The sequence below is a fragment of the Peptoniphilus sp. HCN-40583 genome, assembly GCF_037892835.1.
Lineage (GTDB): Bacteria > Bacillota > Clostridia > Tissierellales > Peptoniphilaceae > Aedoeadaptatus > Aedoeadaptatus rachelemmaiella.
This window is the reverse complement of the sequence record NZ_JBBKBU010000008.1, coordinates 37,372-55,536: the sequence shown is the minus strand read 5'-3', so window position 1 is coordinate 55,536 and position 18,165 is coordinate 37,372. Positions and strand designations below refer to the sequence as shown.

Below are 18,165 nucleotides of genomic sequence, written 5' to 3'. Positions count from 1 at the left end.
AGCTACGCTCCCTCTAAACTCCGCACGTCGATAAATTGATCGATTAGCCCCAGTGCCGCCAGGCCCATTTGTCCCACAGGCACCACCAAAATAAAGAGCATAATCATCCCTCGCAAAAAGGGCGAAGGCACGAAGCGGAGCAGGTAAAAATTGACAATGCTCATGCCCTGAAAGGCCAAGAGACTGACCGCCACCACCAAGCCGTTTAAAACATAAGGCTCGATGCCCAAGGTCATGAAGTAATTCATGGCAAGGGCCGCCCCTAAAAGACCCAAAGAAATCAAGACCGCCTTGCGAGGCAGGTGCATGAGAAAGAAGGGGCCCGGGCAAATCACCTTTTCGCCGCCGATGCGCATGTTGCGCCCGCTAATGCGATAAGATAAATACACCACAGCCAAACCCGACAGAAGAAAGAACGCGGGAAAAAGGGCGATGGCGCGGTTCATGGTGGTTTTGAAGGTCATGGCGAGGCGCGCCTGTTCCACATCCGTCAGGGAAGCCTTTTGCATTAATTCTCCCTGCACGACGTTGAAACTTTTCATAAGCTCGCCGGATTCGATGGCCTGAATCGTTCCCGTGCGGTAGAGGATAAAGCCGAGGCTCAGGAGAAAAAGCATGGTCCCCAGCGCCATGGTCGTATCCACGGAACGATCCGTGCGCATACAGTAATCTAAAATCAAAATCAACGGCCCCATGACCGTGAGAATCGTAAGACCCATTAAAGGATCCGTCAACAGCCCGATTAAAACGCAGGCGCCGACGAAGACCCCGGAAATAGGAAGCACGCCTTGAAAGCGCATCTCCGATAAAAACATGGCCGGTATAAAGGCAAATAGAATGGGCACAAACAGCCCGCCCATGACCAGCAAAACAGAATATAAAAGAAGCTTGAGCACGCGCAAGCCCTGAATTTTTCGATACAATCTATCACCTCATATCAGGCTATTTTACCATATATTCCCCTATTGCGCCATTCGGGGCCATTCTGCTCTTTCGGACACAAAAATAGGCCTCAAGGCGCTCGAGCACTTGAAACCTATTTTTTCGATCGGAGGTCTTCGAGTTTATTTATTGTGATCCAGATTGTAGAGAACTTGTGCTACCTGCGCACGAGTAAAGCCGGATTTCGGTCTAAACGAACCGTCTTCCATCCCTTTAACAATGCCCTTTTTCTCCATGGCACGAACAGCTTCCTTAGCCCAAGGAGCAATGGTTCCGTCATCAGTGAAGTCCTTGCTTTCTTTTTCAGAAAGCTTTTTGTCTGTTACTTGTAAGAACTTATTCATCATGACGGCCATTTCCTCACGGGTGATGGGACGCTTAGGATCAAATTTTCCATGGCCGATTCCTTGCACAATGCCATTTTCACTTGCCCAGTTGACGTAAGCGGCGTAGTAGCCTCCGTTAACGTCTTTAAATACATTCTTCGTAAACTTGCTTTGGTCGATGCCCGCCATGCGTCCCAAAACGGTGACGAAATCTGCACGGGTAATGGACCTCTCGGGAGCAAAGCGATTGTCGCCTACACCTTTAAAGTATCCCTTGCTGACGACATAATTAATCGACTCTTTTGCCCAGTGGTTTACAGTATCGCTGAATTTTGCTTCGGGGGCTTTCGGTGATTCCACATGTTTTTTGTTTTTCTCGGGTTCTGTTTGTTTTCCTTCAGGTTTCGAGGGGACCCGAGGGAAGGTCCGAGTGCCTCCGGAGTTGCCCGGCTTTACTTCCGGCTTTTTAGGATTCGGCTTGACATCAGGCTTCGGCGTATCCGGTGTTACATCGGGTTTCGGCGCTTTCTTCAGTACTAAAGCCCCTTTTGCCTGTTGTAACTTCGTGAGGGCCAATTCCACATCCTCTTTAGTTGCAGCACTCTTTTGCGAAATCGCCTTCGCATCTTTTAGTGCCGCAATAAAATCGCTCTTACCTTTTTCTTCGTAACGACTTAAATCCAAAGCATCGCATTCGGCGATTAATTGATTCAGCGCCTTCTTGTCCACTTTGGGCGCAGGTTGTGCCGGCGTTTTTCCGCCGCCATCGACGACAAAGTCTGCCGATGCCTTTGCCGGCATTCCTTTTGCGCCAACGGTCACCGTTAACCTGAAGGTCTTATTCAGTTCATCCATGGCGACGGGAATATCATATGCCGCAGGCTTCGTTTGGGTCACACCGTCGACGGTCACCTCTGTCGTCTTCGACGGCACGAGGGTTTCACCTTTATAGGCCATGTCGGTCACATAAATTTTATCACTCACATCTTGCACATCTTGTAGTTCCACTCTAAAGAAGGCCTTGTCGCCTTTGACGATCAATTGAGCGGGATGTTTAAAGACCTTGCCCATCATCGCGTCGTCATCGCTATTCATCTTCTTCCAAGAAAATTCTACATTGTAAATAGCCTCTTGATCGGCAGGCACTTCCATTTTTTCCCAACGAGCGGTTAACGTTTTGTTGCCGTTAACAGGTTTTGTGAAATCAAATTTTTCATTGCCATCGTACCAGCCCTTGAAAACATAGGTCACATCGTCTACCTTAACTTTTGAAGCATTTTCTTCAAAGCCTGCGGGGGCGGAAATCACCATGCCTTTATCGACGGTAACGGCAGCTGGCGTCGTTCCCTTGTCGCTCACAAAGGTGACGGTTACTTTTTCCTTAGGTGCTTGTTTAACCACAAGGCCCTCTTTTGCCGCCTTTAAATCCTTTAAGGCATCGGCTACATTTTCCTTCGTTGCCTCACCGTCGTTCGCTACGGTTTTCGCTTCGTTTAATTTCTTCTCAAATTCCGTCTTACTGTCATCGGTGTACTTGCTGAGATCCATCGCGTCACATTCGCGAATAAGCGCAAGAAGCTTCGTCTTATCCACTTTTGCCGGTGCTTCGCCTTCCGCTACCATGCCCTTCATGGCGGCATCTAAAGCCTTGGTCAGATCAGGCGCCTTATAGCCGGCTTTAATACCTTTTTCTTTTGCTTCCTTAATCCACTTGTTTGCATCTTTAATTTTGACGTCTAAATTATCTTTGCTCTCTTGAGTGAATTTGCCGCTCATCATGGCGGAAGCTTTTTCGACTTTTGCCTCTAACGCCGACGTATCGTAACGTAGATTATCGTCGATGGATTTAATGGCGTCGTAAGCCGCTTTAATTTCATCGTAGGTTTTTGCACCTTGTAATGCCTTCTCCCCTTGGGTGATGACCTCTTCGTATTTTTTCAAGGACTCTGCCGTATACTTGCCTGCTGTGCCCTTAAATTCCTTGAGGTTGGCCTTTAATTGTGTTAAGTGCACGCGGTAAATTTCATCGGCAAATTTGACGGCGCTGCCCGCTTTATCCAAGTCGCTGTAAACGTCTTTGACCTCTTGAATGGTAGCGTCGCCATTTTTGATCACTGCTTTTGCCTTTTCAAGATTCGTCTTTAGGCCGTTAATTAAGTCTTGATTGACGCCTTGTGCGGCCTTTGCCAACATCTCATAAACTTTGACGGCATCGATTAATTGCCCTTTGTCTACCTTGTACGTGTTTTCGTTAAAGCCGTCCGTCGCCGATTGCCAGTCGATGGCGATGCGCGCTTCCGGAGAGTGTTCTTGAGGTCCGAGAGATGTCTTATAAGATACCTTGACGGGAACAAACTGTTCATTTTCCTTCACTTCAATTTTGACACGTTTAGGCGAGTTAAATTGATTTTCACCAACGAGAATATCTTGACTGGATAGCACCTGTGCATTGATATAGTCTCCTGCTAGTTTATACTTCAGGCCTGTAATGGCACCGGTCGCCTTTGTGCCTTCTCCGGCAGTCATGGGAACCCACTGCATTTCCAAATACCACTTGCCGTTTTCTTTGGTGAGCTTTCCTTGATTCCAAAGGGCACTATTGGCCATGGAAATCTCATTCTTCGTTCCATGGTAAAGCTGAATGTTGACCGTCTTCGTCGCTTCAATCTGCGCATTCGGATCCACTTTGTCGGGGGATGCTTGGAACTCTCCCACGGCAGCTTGTAAGGCCTTTAAAGCAGCATCGACTTTTTCTTGACTGTCCGCCTTCAGGCCTTTTTCCGCCGCTTGAATAGCAATGGCAAGCTTTTCATTAACTTCTTCTTCTTTCTTCGTTGCATTTAAAAGCTTTTTCGCCTTGTCGATTTCAGCTTGTAAGGCTTCGGTTTTGAAGACATCTTTCGATTCTTCGTAAGTTTTTATGGCAGCATTTAGTTTTTCAACCGCTTCATCGATTTTGTCTTGTTCTGTAAAGTCCATTGCCTTTTTGGCAACGGCGATGGCGGCACGCAGCGTATCCTTTGCCTCTTTCGACTTATTCTTTTTCAGCGCCTTTTCAGCCTTTTGAATGGCATCTTCCAGGGCGGTCTTGGTCACATCGCCGGCTTCTTTCAGTTTTAGTGCCTTGATTCCGGCGTCCACACGGTAGACCCAGCTGTCGTAAACCGATGTATCCAAATTGGTGCCGTTTTGCGTCGTGTCACTCGGATCTTTTTTATAGGTAGATTTCGGCGCCTTAATATCGGCAAGGTACGCTTTCGCTCCTTTGGAGTTGGAGTTGCCCTTATAGTCGATTTTCGGACCGCCAGGGTAAGGTTGGTAGCCGATGTCCGATTCTTTGTAGCCGTCGATTGTTTCTTTAAGCGCTTTGACGCCGGCATCTTGATATTTGCCCGATTGAATCTTTTCTTCTCCATCTTTTACCAGCTTTTCCAACGGTTCCGGATCTAAGCGCAAGCCGTCATAGAGAGAAGTAAGGGTTTGGGAATACGTGCGAATATCCTCGCGGGTAACGGCCGCCGTGGTTTTTTCTTTAATCTCTTTCCATTTGTTTTCCGCTTCAGTCACTGTCGATTGGATGAAATGGGTGTCCGCCTTATACTTCGCAAGGTTTTGCGATTCGCCGTCCACTGCATTGATAAAGCTGACCCACGGTAAAATCGAAAGGGAGAGATCATCTAATTCCTTTATGCACGCTTTGATCTTTTCGGGATCTTTTGTATCCACTACTTCGGCGCGGCCGAGTGCCTCTTTTATGGCGTCGTTAATTTTTACTTTCTTCGTAATGACTTTTTCTTCGCTTCCACTGTGATCTACGTGGTCGAAGACGTCGATTTCTTCGGGAAGAATTTTAGAAACCATGGCGTGATTTGTTTTTAAATCACTGATGCGGTTCTGCAACGCCAGTTGCCATTCTTTCAATTCTTCTTTCGTCGTCTTTACTTTTCCGCCTTTTACGTGAAGGTAAATGGTGTCGCCTGTTTTTTGCGTTTGCTTGTCGCTATGACCAATGACCACATCCGTATTGACGACAATTTTTTCTTTAGAATCGATGTCATATTTTAGGACAAATGCCATGGGAACATCCGCTTTTTCTGCAGCTACTCCAGCCACATCCGGTTTTTCGGATACTAAACCATACTCTACTTTCTTCGTAATATCCGCCGGTATATACGTTCCCTTCGGAGCGTAATTAATATTTTCAAGATAGGATTTTACTTTTTTCCCTTCCATTTCAGGCTTCGCGAAGAAGGTAAGTGTCTTTTTCACCGGATCATACTTGGCTTTTTCCGATACCAAGCTTTCCATATGAGTCTTGCCGGCGCCATTTTGGTTTTGATACTCAATGGTAACATCATAGGGCTCCGTGGACGGCTTGTCTTCCTCGCCGCCGATTAACTGTTGCTTGGTCGTATCTAAGTTGAATTTGATGTAAGTTTTGTTTTGTACGCGCATCGAACTTCCATCATAGTATTTAATATTCGTATATACGCCAAGGTCGGCACCCGGATCAACAAGCTCAACTTCTTCCACGACCGCTTGGCCATCAATTGTTTCCGATGTTTTAAGCACGTTCCCCGGTTTCACGGAAAAATCGCTAGCATAGTAATCGACACCTGCTACAAAATTATCCCCATCTTTCTTAAAGGAGAAAATGTATTTCTTTTCCGAGGGAATATACTTAACTGGACCTGCCAAACACTTTTGGATTGCTGCATCATTTTCACAAGTGACGGGGATGGAGTAGATCTCTTTCCCTTGATTGTTCGGCTCATCCTCTTTAATTTCAGGCGGTTGCACACCGGGTTTCGCTTTCAGCGCGTTGATCGCCTGCTCCAATGCCCTTACATGATCCGATGTTTCATCTAAGCTCGGCGAATAGGTCGAATTATCTTCAATCCACTTTTTCGCCTGAATCTTTACTAAGTTAAAGTTGGCAAAGGATTCTGCTTCATAGTATTTTTCTTCATACTTGTCTGCCTTGTTTACAAGCTTTTGCAAGGCTTCCGTATTGTATTTTAGGATATTATTTTGACTTGCAGTTTGTACCTCACTGATCTTGGACACCAATTCCGGCACATCCATGTCGCCTGCCTTTTGTTCCGTTTGTTCAAGGTATTTTCTAAAAGCTTCCAAACTTTCCTTGGTATACTTTTTGTCATTGTAGATCGTACCGGAATCTAAATCATCCATGGCTTCATGAATACGCTCATTTAAAATTTCAAGCAAAGTAAAGGTGTTTTCGATTTCGTAAATCGGCTGAGCGATGTTTAAAGCTTCCGTCATGGACGGCGCCTTAGAATTGCGCAATTGGTTAAGTTTTTCAATGCTTTCTTTTACCGTTTTGATTCGTGCCTGATCCTTCGGCACATCGGCATCTAAGTATTTACCGATTAAAATTTCGCCCCGTTTAATCCAATATTTTATTCTCGCCTTGGTCTTTTTTTCGTAACGGCTGTAATTATCCGCCGATTTATTCATGGTATTGTAGTCAATTTTAATACCGAAAGGTCCCATCCGCTTTGTAGCACCTTGATTATCTACATAACTCATGCTTTCGACGACGAGTTGCGAGCCGTCTAATTCAGCAGGAATGGGAATGGCGACTAAGTTTGTCTTCGTCGGATCTTGCGGGTCGCTGGAGCCGAGGGAAACGCGAATTTCTTTTCCCGCGACGCTCTTCATTACCATACTGTTGATTTTCGATACTTTGTTTTTATTGGCAACAAAAAGCACTTCCAACTCATTGCCCCATTTGGTCACTTCCATTTCCTGGAAGAGGCCCTTTACATCCGCTTTTTCCGTACCTAAATCCTTGTAGATATTCGTTTGGCCGTCGCCGTCCACTAATTGAACGTCGACAAGCTTGTATTTGCCTTTATAGTCGCCGTCTTCTTTTAGCTTCGTATCACTGTTTAAGGCATAGATTTGTAAAATCGTGTCCAATTCGCCCAGTAAACGTTGTGCTTTCGCTTCATCTAAGCTATTCACGCTTTTTTTCGCGCGAGCCACTAAATTATATATTTCGTACCAAGGTGTTTCGATGATTTGATCCGGCGTTAAAATATAGGAATCCTTGCCGTAAAGCTTTCCCTTGCCTTCCACATCTTCGTAGTCGCCAAGGTCGATGCCCGGCGTATAAGTAGAGTTATGTTTCGGCGCCAAGTAATCGGTGCCCAACAAATGTCTTTGAATGGCGGGGTTGGTTAGTATGGCATCCGCCTTTGATACAATCGCCTTCTTTGTTTCTTCTTTCGCCGGCGTAAAAGCGAAAATCGGTTGAGCTGAACCCATGACCGTTAACAAAGCCATGGCTAAGCTTATTTTTTGTCTTCCTTTCATTTTATCCTCCTACTGCTTGTAACGATGCGTTCGGCATCAAACAAGCTTAGATTTTTACATGATATCGTTTATCATTTATAGGATATTCGATGGCTTTTTCTCGGTCAAGCTTTTTTAAAAAAAAATTCCGTAACCCGGGGTTCTTTTTAAATCCATGCTTTCCGTAAAAACAGCTGATTTTCAACTTTTAATCCTGAAATAACTCCGGTTAACAATTGGAGGTTATTTTCTTTTAATCAAATGAAGATGCCTTGACGACTGAATTTTTTTCAATAAAAAACTCCCGCCGAAGCGGGAGCTGTGTGTATTTAAGAAATCATTAGTCGGCGCTGTAGGGCAAAAGTGCCACTTGTCTTGCGCGCTTAATTGCCGTGGTAATCTTCCGTTGGTGCTTTGCGCAAGCGCCGGTAACGCGACGGGGAAGGATCTTCCCGCGGTCGGAAATAAAGCGCTTTAATGTTTGCGTATCTTTATAATCGATTTGTTTTTCCTTGTCTGCACAGTAAATGCAAACTTTTTTTCTGGAACGATATCTTCTTTGCATGTTCTCACCCCTTAACCTTGGTTAAAATGGGATATCATTGTTGTCGATCGGGTAATACCCTTCGTCGTCGGATTTGGGGCCGAAACCGGAGGGATTGCTCGGTTGAGCTTGATTGTTCGATTGATAAGCCATGTTCGTCGGCGGTGCCATGTTTTGGCCACCTACCGTGTTGCCCGCTTCTTTCGCACTTTCAATAAAGTGGACGCGGTTTACGACGACATCGGTCGTGTAGACGCGTTCGCCGTTTTTTTCGTAGCTGCCCGTGGAAATTCGACCTTCCACGGCGATGCGATTGCCCTTGTGGAAATAATTGCCTAAAAGTTCGGCCGTGTTTCCAAAGGCTTTAATGCCGATAAAATCGGCTGTGGGCCGGCCGGCTGCTTCCGCTTCCTGACGCTTTTCGCGACTCATGCCGCGATCCACGGCGATGGTGGCAAAGGTATTTGCCATGCCGTTTTGGCTGTAGCGAAGCTCCGGATCTCTCGTCAGTCTCCCGTAAAGTACAACTAAATTCACGATATCACCAATCCCGTTTCTTATTCATCTACGCGGACGACCATATGACGCATGACCGTATCGGAAATACTTGCAATACGGCTGAATTCTTTGATTACGCCGGGTTCTGCATCGAATTCGACGAGCACATAGAATGCTTCTTTGTAATCTTCGATTTCATAGGCGAGCTTGCGCGTGCCCCATTCGTCTTCCGATTTAATGACGCCACCATCGGCAATGATGCCTTTTAAACGTTCGTATTGTTTTACACGTCTTTCAGATTCGGCGTCGGGATAGAACATAAGGATTACTTCATAATTGTTCATGTCTGTCACCTCCTTGTGGACTGACGGCTCGAATGATCGAGCAAGGATAACTATCTGACCCATTATAAGTGAGAAAGAGGCTAAGTGTCAAGGCCTTCTTCCACAATTCGACTTTCAACGCCTGCATCCGTAAGTTCGATGAGTCGCGCGCCCCGGGGCAAGCTGCCATAGGCGTTGTAGCCGGTGATGCGGCCGTAGTAAAGGTGCATCCCCCGCCAATTGGCGGTGAAGTCGTTGTCGTGATCGTGGCCCACAAAAATATGGCGGACGGTGCTTTCGTTTAACAAAGTATCCACCAGCCCCGTGTTTTTCACCGGAGCGCAGACAGTTTCGTCTTTGTGGCCCACGGCCAAGCCCGCCTTTTTCGCGTCGTCGAATTCCACCACGGGAATGTGCATAAATAAAAGGCCTTCTTTTCCTTCCCCGCCGTCCAGGGCGATGAGGTCTCGAATCTGCTCTTCATAGACGTAGGCGTAGTTGTTGTCCTCGTCGTAGTCACCGCTGTCTAAAAAGTACAGGCGATAGTTCCCTGCGTCGAAATAATAGAGCTCCCGCCCCTCCACGGAGGCGAGGCCCCGTTTTTCCACATGGTGTTTCATATGATACACCAGCTCCTTCAGCACCCGGCGATCGTAGGCGCTTTCGCTGTCGTGATTGCCCCAGGTAATAGCTACAGGGACGCGCAGGCTGTCGAAAAAATCCAGAACGCCGGATAAAATCGTGAGGCTTCCCGATTCCAAAGACCAGTGAATGTCGCCGGTGAGGACGATGAGATCCGGCGCCAGGGCCGAAACCATGTTCCGCACCAAATCCTCCGTGCGCTTGTCGTCACCCTTAAATGGAAAGGAGCCGAAGTGAAGATCGGTGAGTTGAAGTAGTTTCATGAGCCTACTCCATTCCGATAATTTCCGATTTCGGCATATACACCGTCACCTTGTCGCCGACGCGCCGCATATTGGCGCTTCGGTTCAGTTGATCCATCTTCAGCATCTTTTTCCCGTTCACTTCGATGTACAGGCGATAGATGGAGCCACGCATGGAGGTGCGAATGACTTTGCCTTGGTAAGCGTAGGCGTCGTTTATGGCTTCTAAGGAAAGCACTTCCGGGCGAATGGCCACGTAGCTGTAATCCGCATGATCGACGGCGCCCATGGAGGCCGCTTCTTCTCTCGTAAAGAGATTATAGTCGCCGATAAAGCGGGTGGCGAATTCCGATTGGGGATGGCGGTAGATGTAGGTAGGCGAGCCTTCCTGCACGATGTGACCCTGATTCATGACGAATATGTAATCGCTCATGCTCATGGCCTCTTCCTGATCGTGGGTGACGAGGATCACCGTAATGCCCAGTTCCGCCTGAAGGGATTTAATGAGCCCCCGTAGCTGCACGCGAATCTGTGCGTCCAATGCGCTTAAGGGCTCGTCCAAGAGAAGAACGTCAGGCTTGGTGACCAAGCTCCGCGCCAAGGCCACCCGCTGTTGTTGCCCGCCGGAAAGATTCGCCGGGTAGGCTTCTTCTTTTCCCATGAGGCCCACCAGGTCGATCATCTCTTTCGCTTCCGTGTCCCGGGTCTTTTTGTCTACGCCTTTCATTTCCAGGCCGAATTTTACATTGTCCAGCACGTTCATATTGGGAAAGAGGGCGTAGTTCTGAAAAACCATGCCCAGGCCGCGATCGTTCGGGGCGAGGCCGTCGACGCGTCTGCCGTCGATGATGATTTCGCCTTCGTCGATGGAATTTAAGCCGGCAATGGCCCTAAGCAATGTGGATTTACCGCAGCCGGATGGGCCCAGGAGGGCGGCCATTTGGCCGCGGGCAATTTTTAAATTCAATCCGTGAAGCACTTCCGTTTCGCCGAAGGATTTTCTTAAATTGTTGATTTCGATAAAGCTCATATTACGCCTCGTATCCTTTCTGTTTTCTCGTAAGGCCTATGGCGCCGAAGGTAATGACGCTGATGACGATAAAGTAGAGTATGACAATGGCCGAGGCCATGTGTCCGTTGACGGAGAGGGATTTTCTCAAAAAGATTTGCACCGTTTCATATTTCGATCCCACCACCAAATTAATGATGACGAATTCGCCGAAGAGGGTGGAAAAACTGAAGAGGCAGGCGGAAAACACGCCGGGCATAATCGTCGGCAGGATAACTTTTCTGAACGTTGTCCAGGGGCTCGCCCCGAGGATTTCCGCCGACTCCATCAGGGTCTGTGCGCCGATGGCCCGGAGGTTGTTTAGGGTGCCCTGGCGAATCATGGGATAGATGAAAAGAACGTAGGATCCCACCACCACGGTGATCATGGGGATGCCCAACGCGGCGTAGGTGTTCATCAAAGCGAATGCCAGGATGACGCCGGGAAAGGCGTAGCATGCGATGACCATGCCCTCTGCCACCTTCTCGAGGCGCGGGTAGTAGACGTAAATGGCGAAGATGCTCGGCACGATGATCGCGGCGCCCAAGCTGACGGCGATAAGAGACAGAACGCAGGTACGCACCAAGGCATGGAGGAAGGTTTTATTCATAAGGAGCTTCCCGAACCAGGCGAGGGTGGCGCCTCTGGGGAGCATGGTGGAAGACCAGTCCATGGATGTGGCATAGAGCAATGTCGCCAGCAGGGGCGCGAAGAGGTACAGAAGCATGAGGACGATGGCGGCGTTTTTTGCAAATTTTTTCATCCTTTACTCACTTTCTCGGCCCGCTTGGCCAGTTTGTCGCCCAGAATCATATTGACGAGAAGAATCATCGCCAGCAATACGGAGAGGGCCGCGCCGATTTCCGGCCGGGCAAAAATATCCCCGGTCACCGTGTTGGCGATGCGTATGGAGAGGAGGTTTACCCCGGTGCCCGTCAAGGCCTCGGCGGAAGCGTAGGCGCCCATGGCGTTGGCAAACATCATGGCGAAAACGCCGACGATGGAGGGCATAAGCACGGGCAGGCCGATGCGCCGCCAGTATTGAAAGCTGCTCGCCCCTAAAAGCTCCGCCGATTCCCGCCACCCTTTTTCCAGGGCGTCGTAAATAGGCAAAAGAAGAATAATGCCCATGGGCAGTTGAAAATAAAGGTACACGATGCACAGGCCCAAGGAAGAATAGAGATTGTAATTCGCCAGCCAATGGATGCCGACACGCCGGCCGAAGATAAGGAGCACGCCGGAGGAGCCTAAGAGAATAATGTAGGCGAAGGCCAGGGGAATGCCGGCGAAGTTCGAGGTCATATTCGCGATGACCACAAAGATCTCTCTAAGCCGTTTCGAATGACTCACGATGGCGTAGGTGGTCACTGTGGTAAAGACAATGGCCACGACGCTTGAAAAAAGGGAAATTCCCACGGAATTTTTTATGGCCGCGGTGTACATTGACCCGGTGAGTATCTCCCGGTAATTGGACAGAGTCCATCCCCCGCCTCCCGTGGGCTTGAAGCTCATAAGGACCATGTTCGCCGACGGATAGATCAATACGGCTACGGCGATAAAGGCGAAGAGAATCATGGCCAAATGAAAGGGCAACCGTCGTTTCATGCAAGTCTCCTTTCGAAATAAAAAGGGGCCCGAAGGCCCGAAGTTGTGACGTCTCTTACTTCATATAAGCCATGACGTTTTCTTGCCACAGCTGAGCCAGTTGCTTGGTGCTGTCTTCCCATGCCTTGCTGTCTTTGACCTTGTAAATGTCCTTGTAGGCCGAAGGGGGCAGGAGTTTTTTCTTGGCTTCGTCGGAAATCTTGGCATTTTCGCGAATGGGCCGCGCGTAGCCCTTAGCCAGATTGTCCTGACCTTCGTCGGAAAGAATAAATTCCCGAGCCAAAGCGGCGGCGTAGGGATTGGCGGCGTAGCGATTGATGATGGTGGTGTAGCCGGTCATAACCGTCATCGGCGGTACGGTAATCACGAAGCGATCCCGATCCACGGCATCGGCGTAGTTCAGGGCGTTAAAGTCCCACAACATGCCCACTTGCACTTCCCCGGTTTCCAAATTGGCGAGAGAGGCGTCGGTGGTCTTCAGGCGGCCTTGTTCGGCGAGCTTTTTGAAAAAGTCCAGTCCGGGCTTGAGATTCTTTTCATCCCCGCCATAGGTGACGGCGGCATTTAAGAGGGCGAATTGACTTTGATTGGCCGTTTCCATGTCGCCAATGGTCAACACATAGTTACCGTTTAAAATATCGTCGAAAGTTTTCGGCGGCTCGACCCCTTCCGGCAGATTTTGTTTGTCCGTAATAAAACACATTTGTCCCGTGTAGGCCAAGAGCCAGTCGCCGTCGTCGTCTTTTGCCCAGTCGGGAATATCGTCCCAGTAAGAGGTCTTGTACTTTAAGGACAAGCCCTGTTCCTCGGCTACGGGACCAAAGGCGATTCCCACATCCCCGATATCTGCCGAAGCATTGGTCTTTTCCGCGGCAAATTTCGCCAGCTCTTCCGCCGAAGACATGTCCGTGTCCGTGTGACTGATGCCGTATTTCTTTTCAATGTCTGCCCAGGTTTCCTTCCAGTTGGCCCAGGCATCGGGCATGCCTACAGAGTGGACGTTCCCTTCTTCCTTCGCCTTCTTTTCCAACTCTTCCACTGTAATCTTGCTTAAATCTAAAGTGTCTGTGGCCGTGGATTCCTTTGTGCAGGCCACGAGCAGCATCATGCCCAAAGCCACAACCAACCATTTCATTCGTCGAATCATTGCATCCTCCTTGTGTTTTTATAAATTTTTCATCCCTCACAGCATAAACTATGTAAATTAGAGGAAATGCAAATCTTTATTAAATCCCCGTTAGTTCTTGTAAAGTTTCCTCTTCCTTTTCGTCCCCGTAAAATTCTCTCTTCCCTTCGCCTTGACTTTGCACAAAGGCGGCCCCCATAATAGACATAGTATACAAGTGTTTTCGGCGGGCTTTGCCCATTGGATTTTGAACCGGCGCAGGGAGAAAGGGGTCGTCATGCTCAAGGGTATTCTTTTAATCTTTTTATGCACCATGATGTGGGCACTTAACGGCAATGTGGGCGCATACATTTTCCAAAACAAAGCCTTCACCCCCGATGTTCTCGTGGCCATTCGGCTGACGGCGGTGGGGCTCATCCTCCTCGTCCACGACTTGCGCCGCAGCGGTCGCTACGCTTTTCGCGTGGTGCGGAAGCGGGAAAATATCCCCGCCTTTCTCCTCTACTCCCTCGGCGGGATTTTATGTATGCAATACGGCTATTTCACCGCCATTGCTCATTCCAATGCGCCGACGACGACGCTGATTCAGTACACGGGGATGTTTTTCGTCATCTTCGTCTCTTCCATTATGAATCGCACCTGGCCCAAGCCCATCGTCTACCCCACCCTGGCTCTGTGCAGCCTCGGGCTCTTTCTCATGGTTACCGGCGGCGATCCCTCGAATCTCAAGGTGAGCAGCAAGGCGCTTTTTTGGGGACTGGTCTCCGCCGTGGGCTTTATGAATTTTAATCTGGCCCCCGTCGGCCTGTCCAAAACCTATCGCTCCATGGAAATCATGGGGCCCTCCATGCTCTTAGGCGGCGTGCTGCTCATTCTCCTGACCCGGCCCGATTTCACCGCCCCCACCTGGGATATGACCTCCACTCTCTGCGTTCTTTTTACGATTATCGGCGGCACCCTAATTCCCTTCTGGGCCTTTTTGGAAGGGGCTCGCCACACCGGCGCGCAGAAATCCAGCATCTTCGCCCTATCCGAAGCGGTCTTTTCCGCCATCGTGGCCATGGTGCTCTATCATTTGAAATTTCAAGCCACCGACCTCGTCGGTATGCTCATGATTTTCGGCTCCGTGCTTCTGCTCTCTGTCGGAAAATCCCCTCTACCTTAGATAATTGTCTAAATCTCTATAAAAGTCTATTTTTTGGTACTACTCCATTTACGACAATTTGCTAACCCTCTATAAGTGCCCATAGATTTCTAGCAAATTGTCGTAAATTTGTCGTAAGCTGTCGTAAATTCTAAAATATAAATTTCATCGCTTTTTCAAATTCCCCCATCTGTTCTATCTTAAAATCTTCTGTTGCATCTACATATATATCCATTGTTGTACTAATATCAGAATGACCTAGAATAGACTGCATTGCTTTTGTATTTATATTTTGTTCATTAAGCCTTGTAGTAAAGGTGTGTCTGAAAATGTGATTGCTTAAATGTGGAACTAATAGAATATCATTAGAGTTCGATTTATTTTTATCCATTATACTTAAATTGCAATCTCTAACAATTCTTCTTAAAGCTTTATTATGTGTTCCATTAGTGTGAACCTTTCCGAATCTATTTAAAAATACAAAGTCTTTAAATCCATCGATTGAATCACAACATTCGATTCCAAAAGTCTTTTGTAACACTCTTTCCATAAGAAAAGCATCTTTTACTTTTTGAACCATAGGAATACTTCGCTTACCTGATGCTGTCTTCGGTGTATTAATAGCATATCTATTGTTTAATCCTTTACCTTTACTATAATATACCAAAGTCCTATTTACACTTATAAGACCATTATCAAAATCTAGATCGTCCCATTGCAATCCTGTAACTTCTCCAACTCTCATACCTGTCCAAAGCATAACAATGAATATTAGATACCATTTTTTATATTTATCACTATTGGATAAATATTCTTCAAATAGTACCTGTTCTTCTATTGTCATGGCTTTTTACTTCGGAGATTCATTTCGATAAGCTACTTTCAATTCCTTCATAGCATTATCAGACGGATTAAACCTTATATATTCGTCATCCACTGCTAATTCTAACACCTGATGTAACACAGTATGGACACGATCTAGCGTTTAAGTATTGATTTTTAAATGAAAAGAGAGACTCGAGTTAACAAGTCTCCCCAAAATTTGACAAATAGCCTATTTTAATCATTATCTCTTTGCATCAATAATAATTCTACTTTATTTATTTTATTAATAGCAATAATTGAAGATATTGGACCTAACAAGGTTCCCAAAATTATTACTATTATTAACATTAAAATCATAAGGAATATATTCGGTCTTAAAAAAGGCATATTCAAAAGTGATGAAAATATATTATTGAAAGTTATACTTAAAACAAAGGAAAGCACAGAACCTATGACTGCACCTGTTCCATTAATTAGCATAGATTCAATAAGAACTACTTCACTGAGTTTTTTCTTTGTTGCTCCTAATATCCTTATAGTTGCAAATTCTCTTTTCCTTTCCTTAACTGATAAGGTATTTACAAGACTTAAAATAAAGAAAGCTAGTATCCAAATCAAAGCTATCAATATATACACATATACAAGCATGTTTTTTGCTGAATCTGAAACTTCTGTCATTATTTTTCTTGGCAATAAAGGATACACTTTTTCTTTTTTGAATTCTTCTTTAATAAGTTTTTGAATTGTTTTTGGATCTTTGTTTTTTTCAACTTTTACTAAAATAGAAGATATATCATCTTTTTTTGCCACCGGATGATTAATTATCTTTTCATATTCCTTGGCTAATCTATGAGTTTCTTCTATTGTCATAAAAACTGAATTATCAAAACCCATGCCAGTTTTTGCAAGCCTACCTCTTATCTCAAATTCTTGATTAAAAAATTTAACCTTATGATTAATAGTCCCCACAATGTTAGCACCTACAACAACTTGCCCAGCTTTAATTGGAGTTTTAATCTGTTTTTCAAGCCAAGGTTTAACGCTAAAGTCATCAGAAAAGTCAATTCCTATAACTTGAATGGGAAAAGAACAGCATCCAGCAGAAAGTGTAGCTAGATAAACTTGACCACAGGCTTTTTCAACTCCTGGTATTTTTTTTACTCTATTTAATATATCCTTGTCAAAAAAGAATGTATTAGGTTCTCCCCTTAATATTGCACCTGTAATTTTGGAATCATAACCTTCTGGGACTACTATAATGTCTGCTCCCATCCTATCTGATAAAGATTTCATGCCATTTTTAAGAGAAAAAATTGTAAAAGATGACATGAATAAAATAAAAGTTAAAATTCCTACAAGTAAAATCAAGGTAATTGACCTTGCCTTTTTATTTTCTATATTCTTTTTTGCTAAATTAATTGTGTATAAATCTTTCATTATTTTGCACCATCAAGAGCATTATTGCAAGCTTCTATAAATTGCTTGTAAGTTTGTGTTGCCCCCGAAATAACGTCCACTCCTTCAGGATTTCCTTTTTCCACTAATCTATCTGGGTATGACTTTGCAAGATTTATAGCTTGTTGGGCTATCTTATATAGTCCTTCATTTTGGCTTTGACCATAAGATTCATCCTTTTCTTTTCCATCTCCATCAATGTTTTGCATTGTGCAAGATTCAATCTTATTGTCTTTAACGGTTATATCCACCTTTACAAGTCCGCCTCTTTCATCTTTGGCAGATTCTCCATGATATGTGCCGTCTTTATAGCTTACGCTTGGAGCTTCTTCTTTTTTATCTCCTCCACAAGCAACTAGGACAAGCCCCAAAGAAAAAATTGTTAATACATTTAAAAATTTTCTCATATAAACTCCTTAAGTTTTTCATCTTTTTTTACAGAATCAAGAACTGGTCTTTTTCTTTTCATTTTTTCTTCTTTTGAAATTTTACCATGTTCAAGAGTTATCATTCTTTCAGATTCTTCACCGACTTCAGGGTCGTGAGTTACAACAATAATTGTTGATCCTGCATTGTGAAGTTTTTCAAATATGTCAAGAACTATATATTCATTCTTTTCATCCAAATTTCCTGTGGGTTCATCGGCTAAAAGTATTGAAGGATGATTAATAAGAGCTCTAGCAATGCATACTCTTTGTTGTTCCCCACCTGATAATTGGTTGGGTAAGTGGTTGGCTCTATCAGCAAGACCTACTGCAGCCAAAGCTTCCATTGCTTCTTGTGCATCTGGCATAGAATGATAATATTGTGACATCATTACATTTTCCAAAGCACTTAAATAGTTAACTAAATGAAATTGTTGGAAAATAAGTCCTATCTTATCCCTTCTAATAACTGTTAGTTCCTTAGGTGATTTTTTTGCTATATCTTCACCATCCAAAATGACTTCGCCAAGTGAAGGTTTATCCATGGCACCAATAATATTCATCATTGTTGTTTTACCAGAACCTGATGGACCCATTATAGAAATCCATTCGCCCTTTTCTACACTTAAATTGATTTTGTCAAGGGCTTTAAGTTCACCATAAATTTTTGAAACATCTACGAGTTTTAATATATCCATA

14 protein-coding genes and 1 pseudogene are annotated in these 18,165 nt (G+C 45.5%); 1 reads left to right on the top strand and 14 read right to left on the bottom strand.

What is annotated here, in order from left to right; genetic code table 11:
• Positions 1–2: 2 nt before the first annotated feature.
• The 10 genes from WKT05_RS03960 to WKT05_RS03915 all read right to left on the bottom strand — a co-directional run bounded on the left by WKT05_RS03960 (position 3) and on the right by WKT05_RS03915 (position 13,638).
• Positions 3–923 carry a DUF2232 domain-containing protein gene (locus WKT05_RS03960; RefSeq protein WP_340412983.1) on the bottom strand — a complete coding sequence of 307 codons (921 nt, stop codon included), beginning with the start codon at positions 921–923 and terminating at the stop codon, positions 3–5.
• Positions 924–1,064: 141 nt separating this feature from the next.
• A complete protein-coding gene (locus tag WKT05_RS03955; RefSeq protein WP_340412982.1) occupies positions 1,065–7,610 on the bottom strand; it encodes an S-layer homology domain-containing protein in 6,546 nt (2,181 codons plus the stop codon).
• Between the two features lie 319 nt (positions 7,611–7,929).
• A complete protein-coding gene (gene rpsR / locus WKT05_RS03950) occupies positions 7,930–8,154 on the bottom strand; it encodes a 30S ribosomal protein S18 (RefSeq protein WP_108831068.1) in 225 nt (74 codons plus the stop codon).
• 21 nt (positions 8,155–8,175) lie between these two features.
• Positions 8,176–8,670 (bottom strand): single-stranded DNA-binding protein, encoded by a 495-nt coding sequence (locus WKT05_RS03945; protein WP_340412981.1) that lies wholly within the window; start codon positions 8,668–8,670, stop codon positions 8,176–8,178.
• A 20-nt stretch (positions 8,671–8,690) separates the two neighbouring features.
• Positions 8,691–8,975, bottom strand: coding sequence for a 30S ribosomal protein S6 (gene rpsF, locus WKT05_RS03940; RefSeq protein ID WP_340412979.1), 285 nt, complete (start codon positions 8,973–8,975; stop codon positions 8,691–8,693).
• 80 nt (positions 8,976–9,055) lie between these two features.
• Positions 9,056–9,859 (bottom strand): metallophosphoesterase, encoded by an 804-nt coding sequence (locus tag WKT05_RS03935; RefSeq protein WP_215506884.1) that lies wholly within the window; start codon positions 9,857–9,859, stop codon positions 9,056–9,058.
• Positions 9,860–9,863: 4 nt separating this feature from the next.
• The gene (locus WKT05_RS03930; protein WP_340412978.1) at positions 9,864–10,868 is read right to left on the bottom strand and encodes an ABC transporter ATP-binding protein; all 1,005 of its coding nucleotides are present in this window, start codon (positions 10,866–10,868) and stop codon (positions 9,864–9,866) included.
• A gap of 1 nt (position 10,869) precedes the next feature.
• Complete coding sequence (locus tag WKT05_RS03925; protein WP_340412977.1) at positions 10,870–11,649, bottom strand: ABC transporter permease; 780 nt, start codon at positions 11,647–11,649, stop codon at positions 10,870–10,872.
• Positions 11,646–12,491, bottom strand: a complete 846-nt coding sequence (locus WKT05_RS03920; RefSeq protein ID WP_340412976.1) for an ABC transporter permease — start codon at positions 12,489–12,491, stop codon at positions 11,646–11,648. Before WKT05_RS03920 ends, WKT05_RS03925 begins: the two co-directional genes overlap by 4 nt.
• 55 nt (positions 12,492–12,546) lie before the next feature.
• A complete protein-coding gene (locus WKT05_RS03915) occupies positions 12,547–13,638 on the bottom strand; it encodes an ABC transporter substrate-binding protein (protein ID WP_340412975.1) in 1,092 nt (363 codons plus the stop codon).
• A 256-nt stretch (positions 13,639–13,894) separates the two neighbouring features.
• Between WKT05_RS03915 and WKT05_RS03910 the strand changes: the two genes are divergently transcribed.
• A complete protein-coding gene (locus tag WKT05_RS03910; RefSeq protein WP_340412974.1) occupies positions 13,895–14,782 on the top strand; it encodes a DMT family transporter in 888 nt (295 codons plus the stop codon).
• 130 nt (positions 14,783–14,912) lie between these two features.
• Here WKT05_RS03910 and WKT05_RS03905 read toward each other — a convergent pair.
• The 4 genes and pseudogenes from WKT05_RS03905 to WKT05_RS03890 all read right to left on the bottom strand — a co-directional run.
• A pseudogene (locus WKT05_RS03905) lies at positions 14,913–15,746 on the bottom strand (tyrosine-type recombinase/integrase); the annotation flags it as partial.
• Positions 15,747–15,820: 74 nt separating this feature from the next.
• Complete coding sequence (locus tag WKT05_RS03900) at positions 15,821–17,023, bottom strand: ABC transporter permease (RefSeq protein ID WP_340412973.1); 1,203 nt, start codon at positions 17,021–17,023, stop codon at positions 15,821–15,823.
• A complete protein-coding gene (locus WKT05_RS03895) occupies positions 17,023–17,448 on the bottom strand; it encodes an FMN-binding protein (RefSeq protein ID WP_340412972.1) in 426 nt (141 codons plus the stop codon). The genes WKT05_RS03900 and WKT05_RS03895 overlap by 1 nt, the downstream gene beginning before the upstream one ends.
• Positions 17,445–18,164, bottom strand: a complete 720-nt coding sequence (locus tag WKT05_RS03890; protein ID WP_215506901.1) for an ABC transporter ATP-binding protein — start codon at positions 18,162–18,164, stop codon at positions 17,445–17,447. The genes WKT05_RS03895 and WKT05_RS03890 overlap by 4 nt, the downstream gene beginning before the upstream one ends.
• Position 18,165: the final 1 nt, after the last annotated feature.

Excerpts from the sequence above, each read along its gene's own strand:
- WKT05_RS03900 (WP_340412973.1), bottom strand. The coding sequence starts at position 17,023 with ATGAAAGATTTATACACAATTAATTTAGCAAAAAAGAATATAGAAAAT.
- WKT05_RS03890 (WP_215506901.1), bottom strand. The coding sequence starts at position 18,164 with ATGGATATATTAAAACTCGTAGATGTTTCAAAAATTTATGGTGAACTT.
- WKT05_RS03930 (WP_340412978.1), bottom strand. The coding sequence starts at position 10,868 with ATGAGCTTTATCGAAATCAACAATTTAAGAAAATCCTTCGGCGAAACG.
- WKT05_RS03925 (WP_340412977.1), bottom strand. The coding sequence starts at position 11,649 with ATGAAAAAATTTGCAAAAAACGCCGCCATCGTCCTCATGCTTCTGTAC.
- WKT05_RS03915 (WP_340412975.1), bottom strand. The coding sequence starts at position 13,638 with ATGATTCGACGAATGAAATGGTTGGTTGTGGCTTTGGGCATGATGCTG.
- rpsR (WP_108831068.1), bottom strand. The coding sequence starts at position 8,154 with ATGCAAAGAAGATATCGTTCCAGAAAAAAAGTTTGCATTTACTGTGCA.
- WKT05_RS03920 (WP_340412976.1), bottom strand. The coding sequence starts at position 12,491 with ATGAAACGACGGTTGCCCTTTCATTTGGCCATGATTCTCTTCGCCTTT.
- rpsF (WP_340412979.1), bottom strand. The coding sequence starts at position 8,975 with ATGAACAATTATGAAGTAATCCTTATGTTCTATCCCGACGCCGAATCT.
- WKT05_RS03935 (WP_215506884.1), bottom strand. The coding sequence starts at position 9,859 with ATGAAACTACTTCAACTCACCGATCTTCACTTCGGCTCCTTTCCATTT.
- WKT05_RS03955 (WP_340412982.1), bottom strand. The coding sequence starts at position 7,610 with ATGAAAGGAAGACAAAAAATAAGCTTAGCCATGGCTTTGTTAACGGTC.
- WKT05_RS03895 (WP_340412972.1), bottom strand. The coding sequence starts at position 17,448 with ATGAGAAAATTTTTAAATGTATTAACAATTTTTTCTTTGGGGCTTGTC.
- WKT05_RS03910 (WP_340412974.1), top strand. The coding sequence starts at position 13,895 with ATGCTCAAGGGTATTCTTTTAATCTTTTTATGCACCATGATGTGGGCA.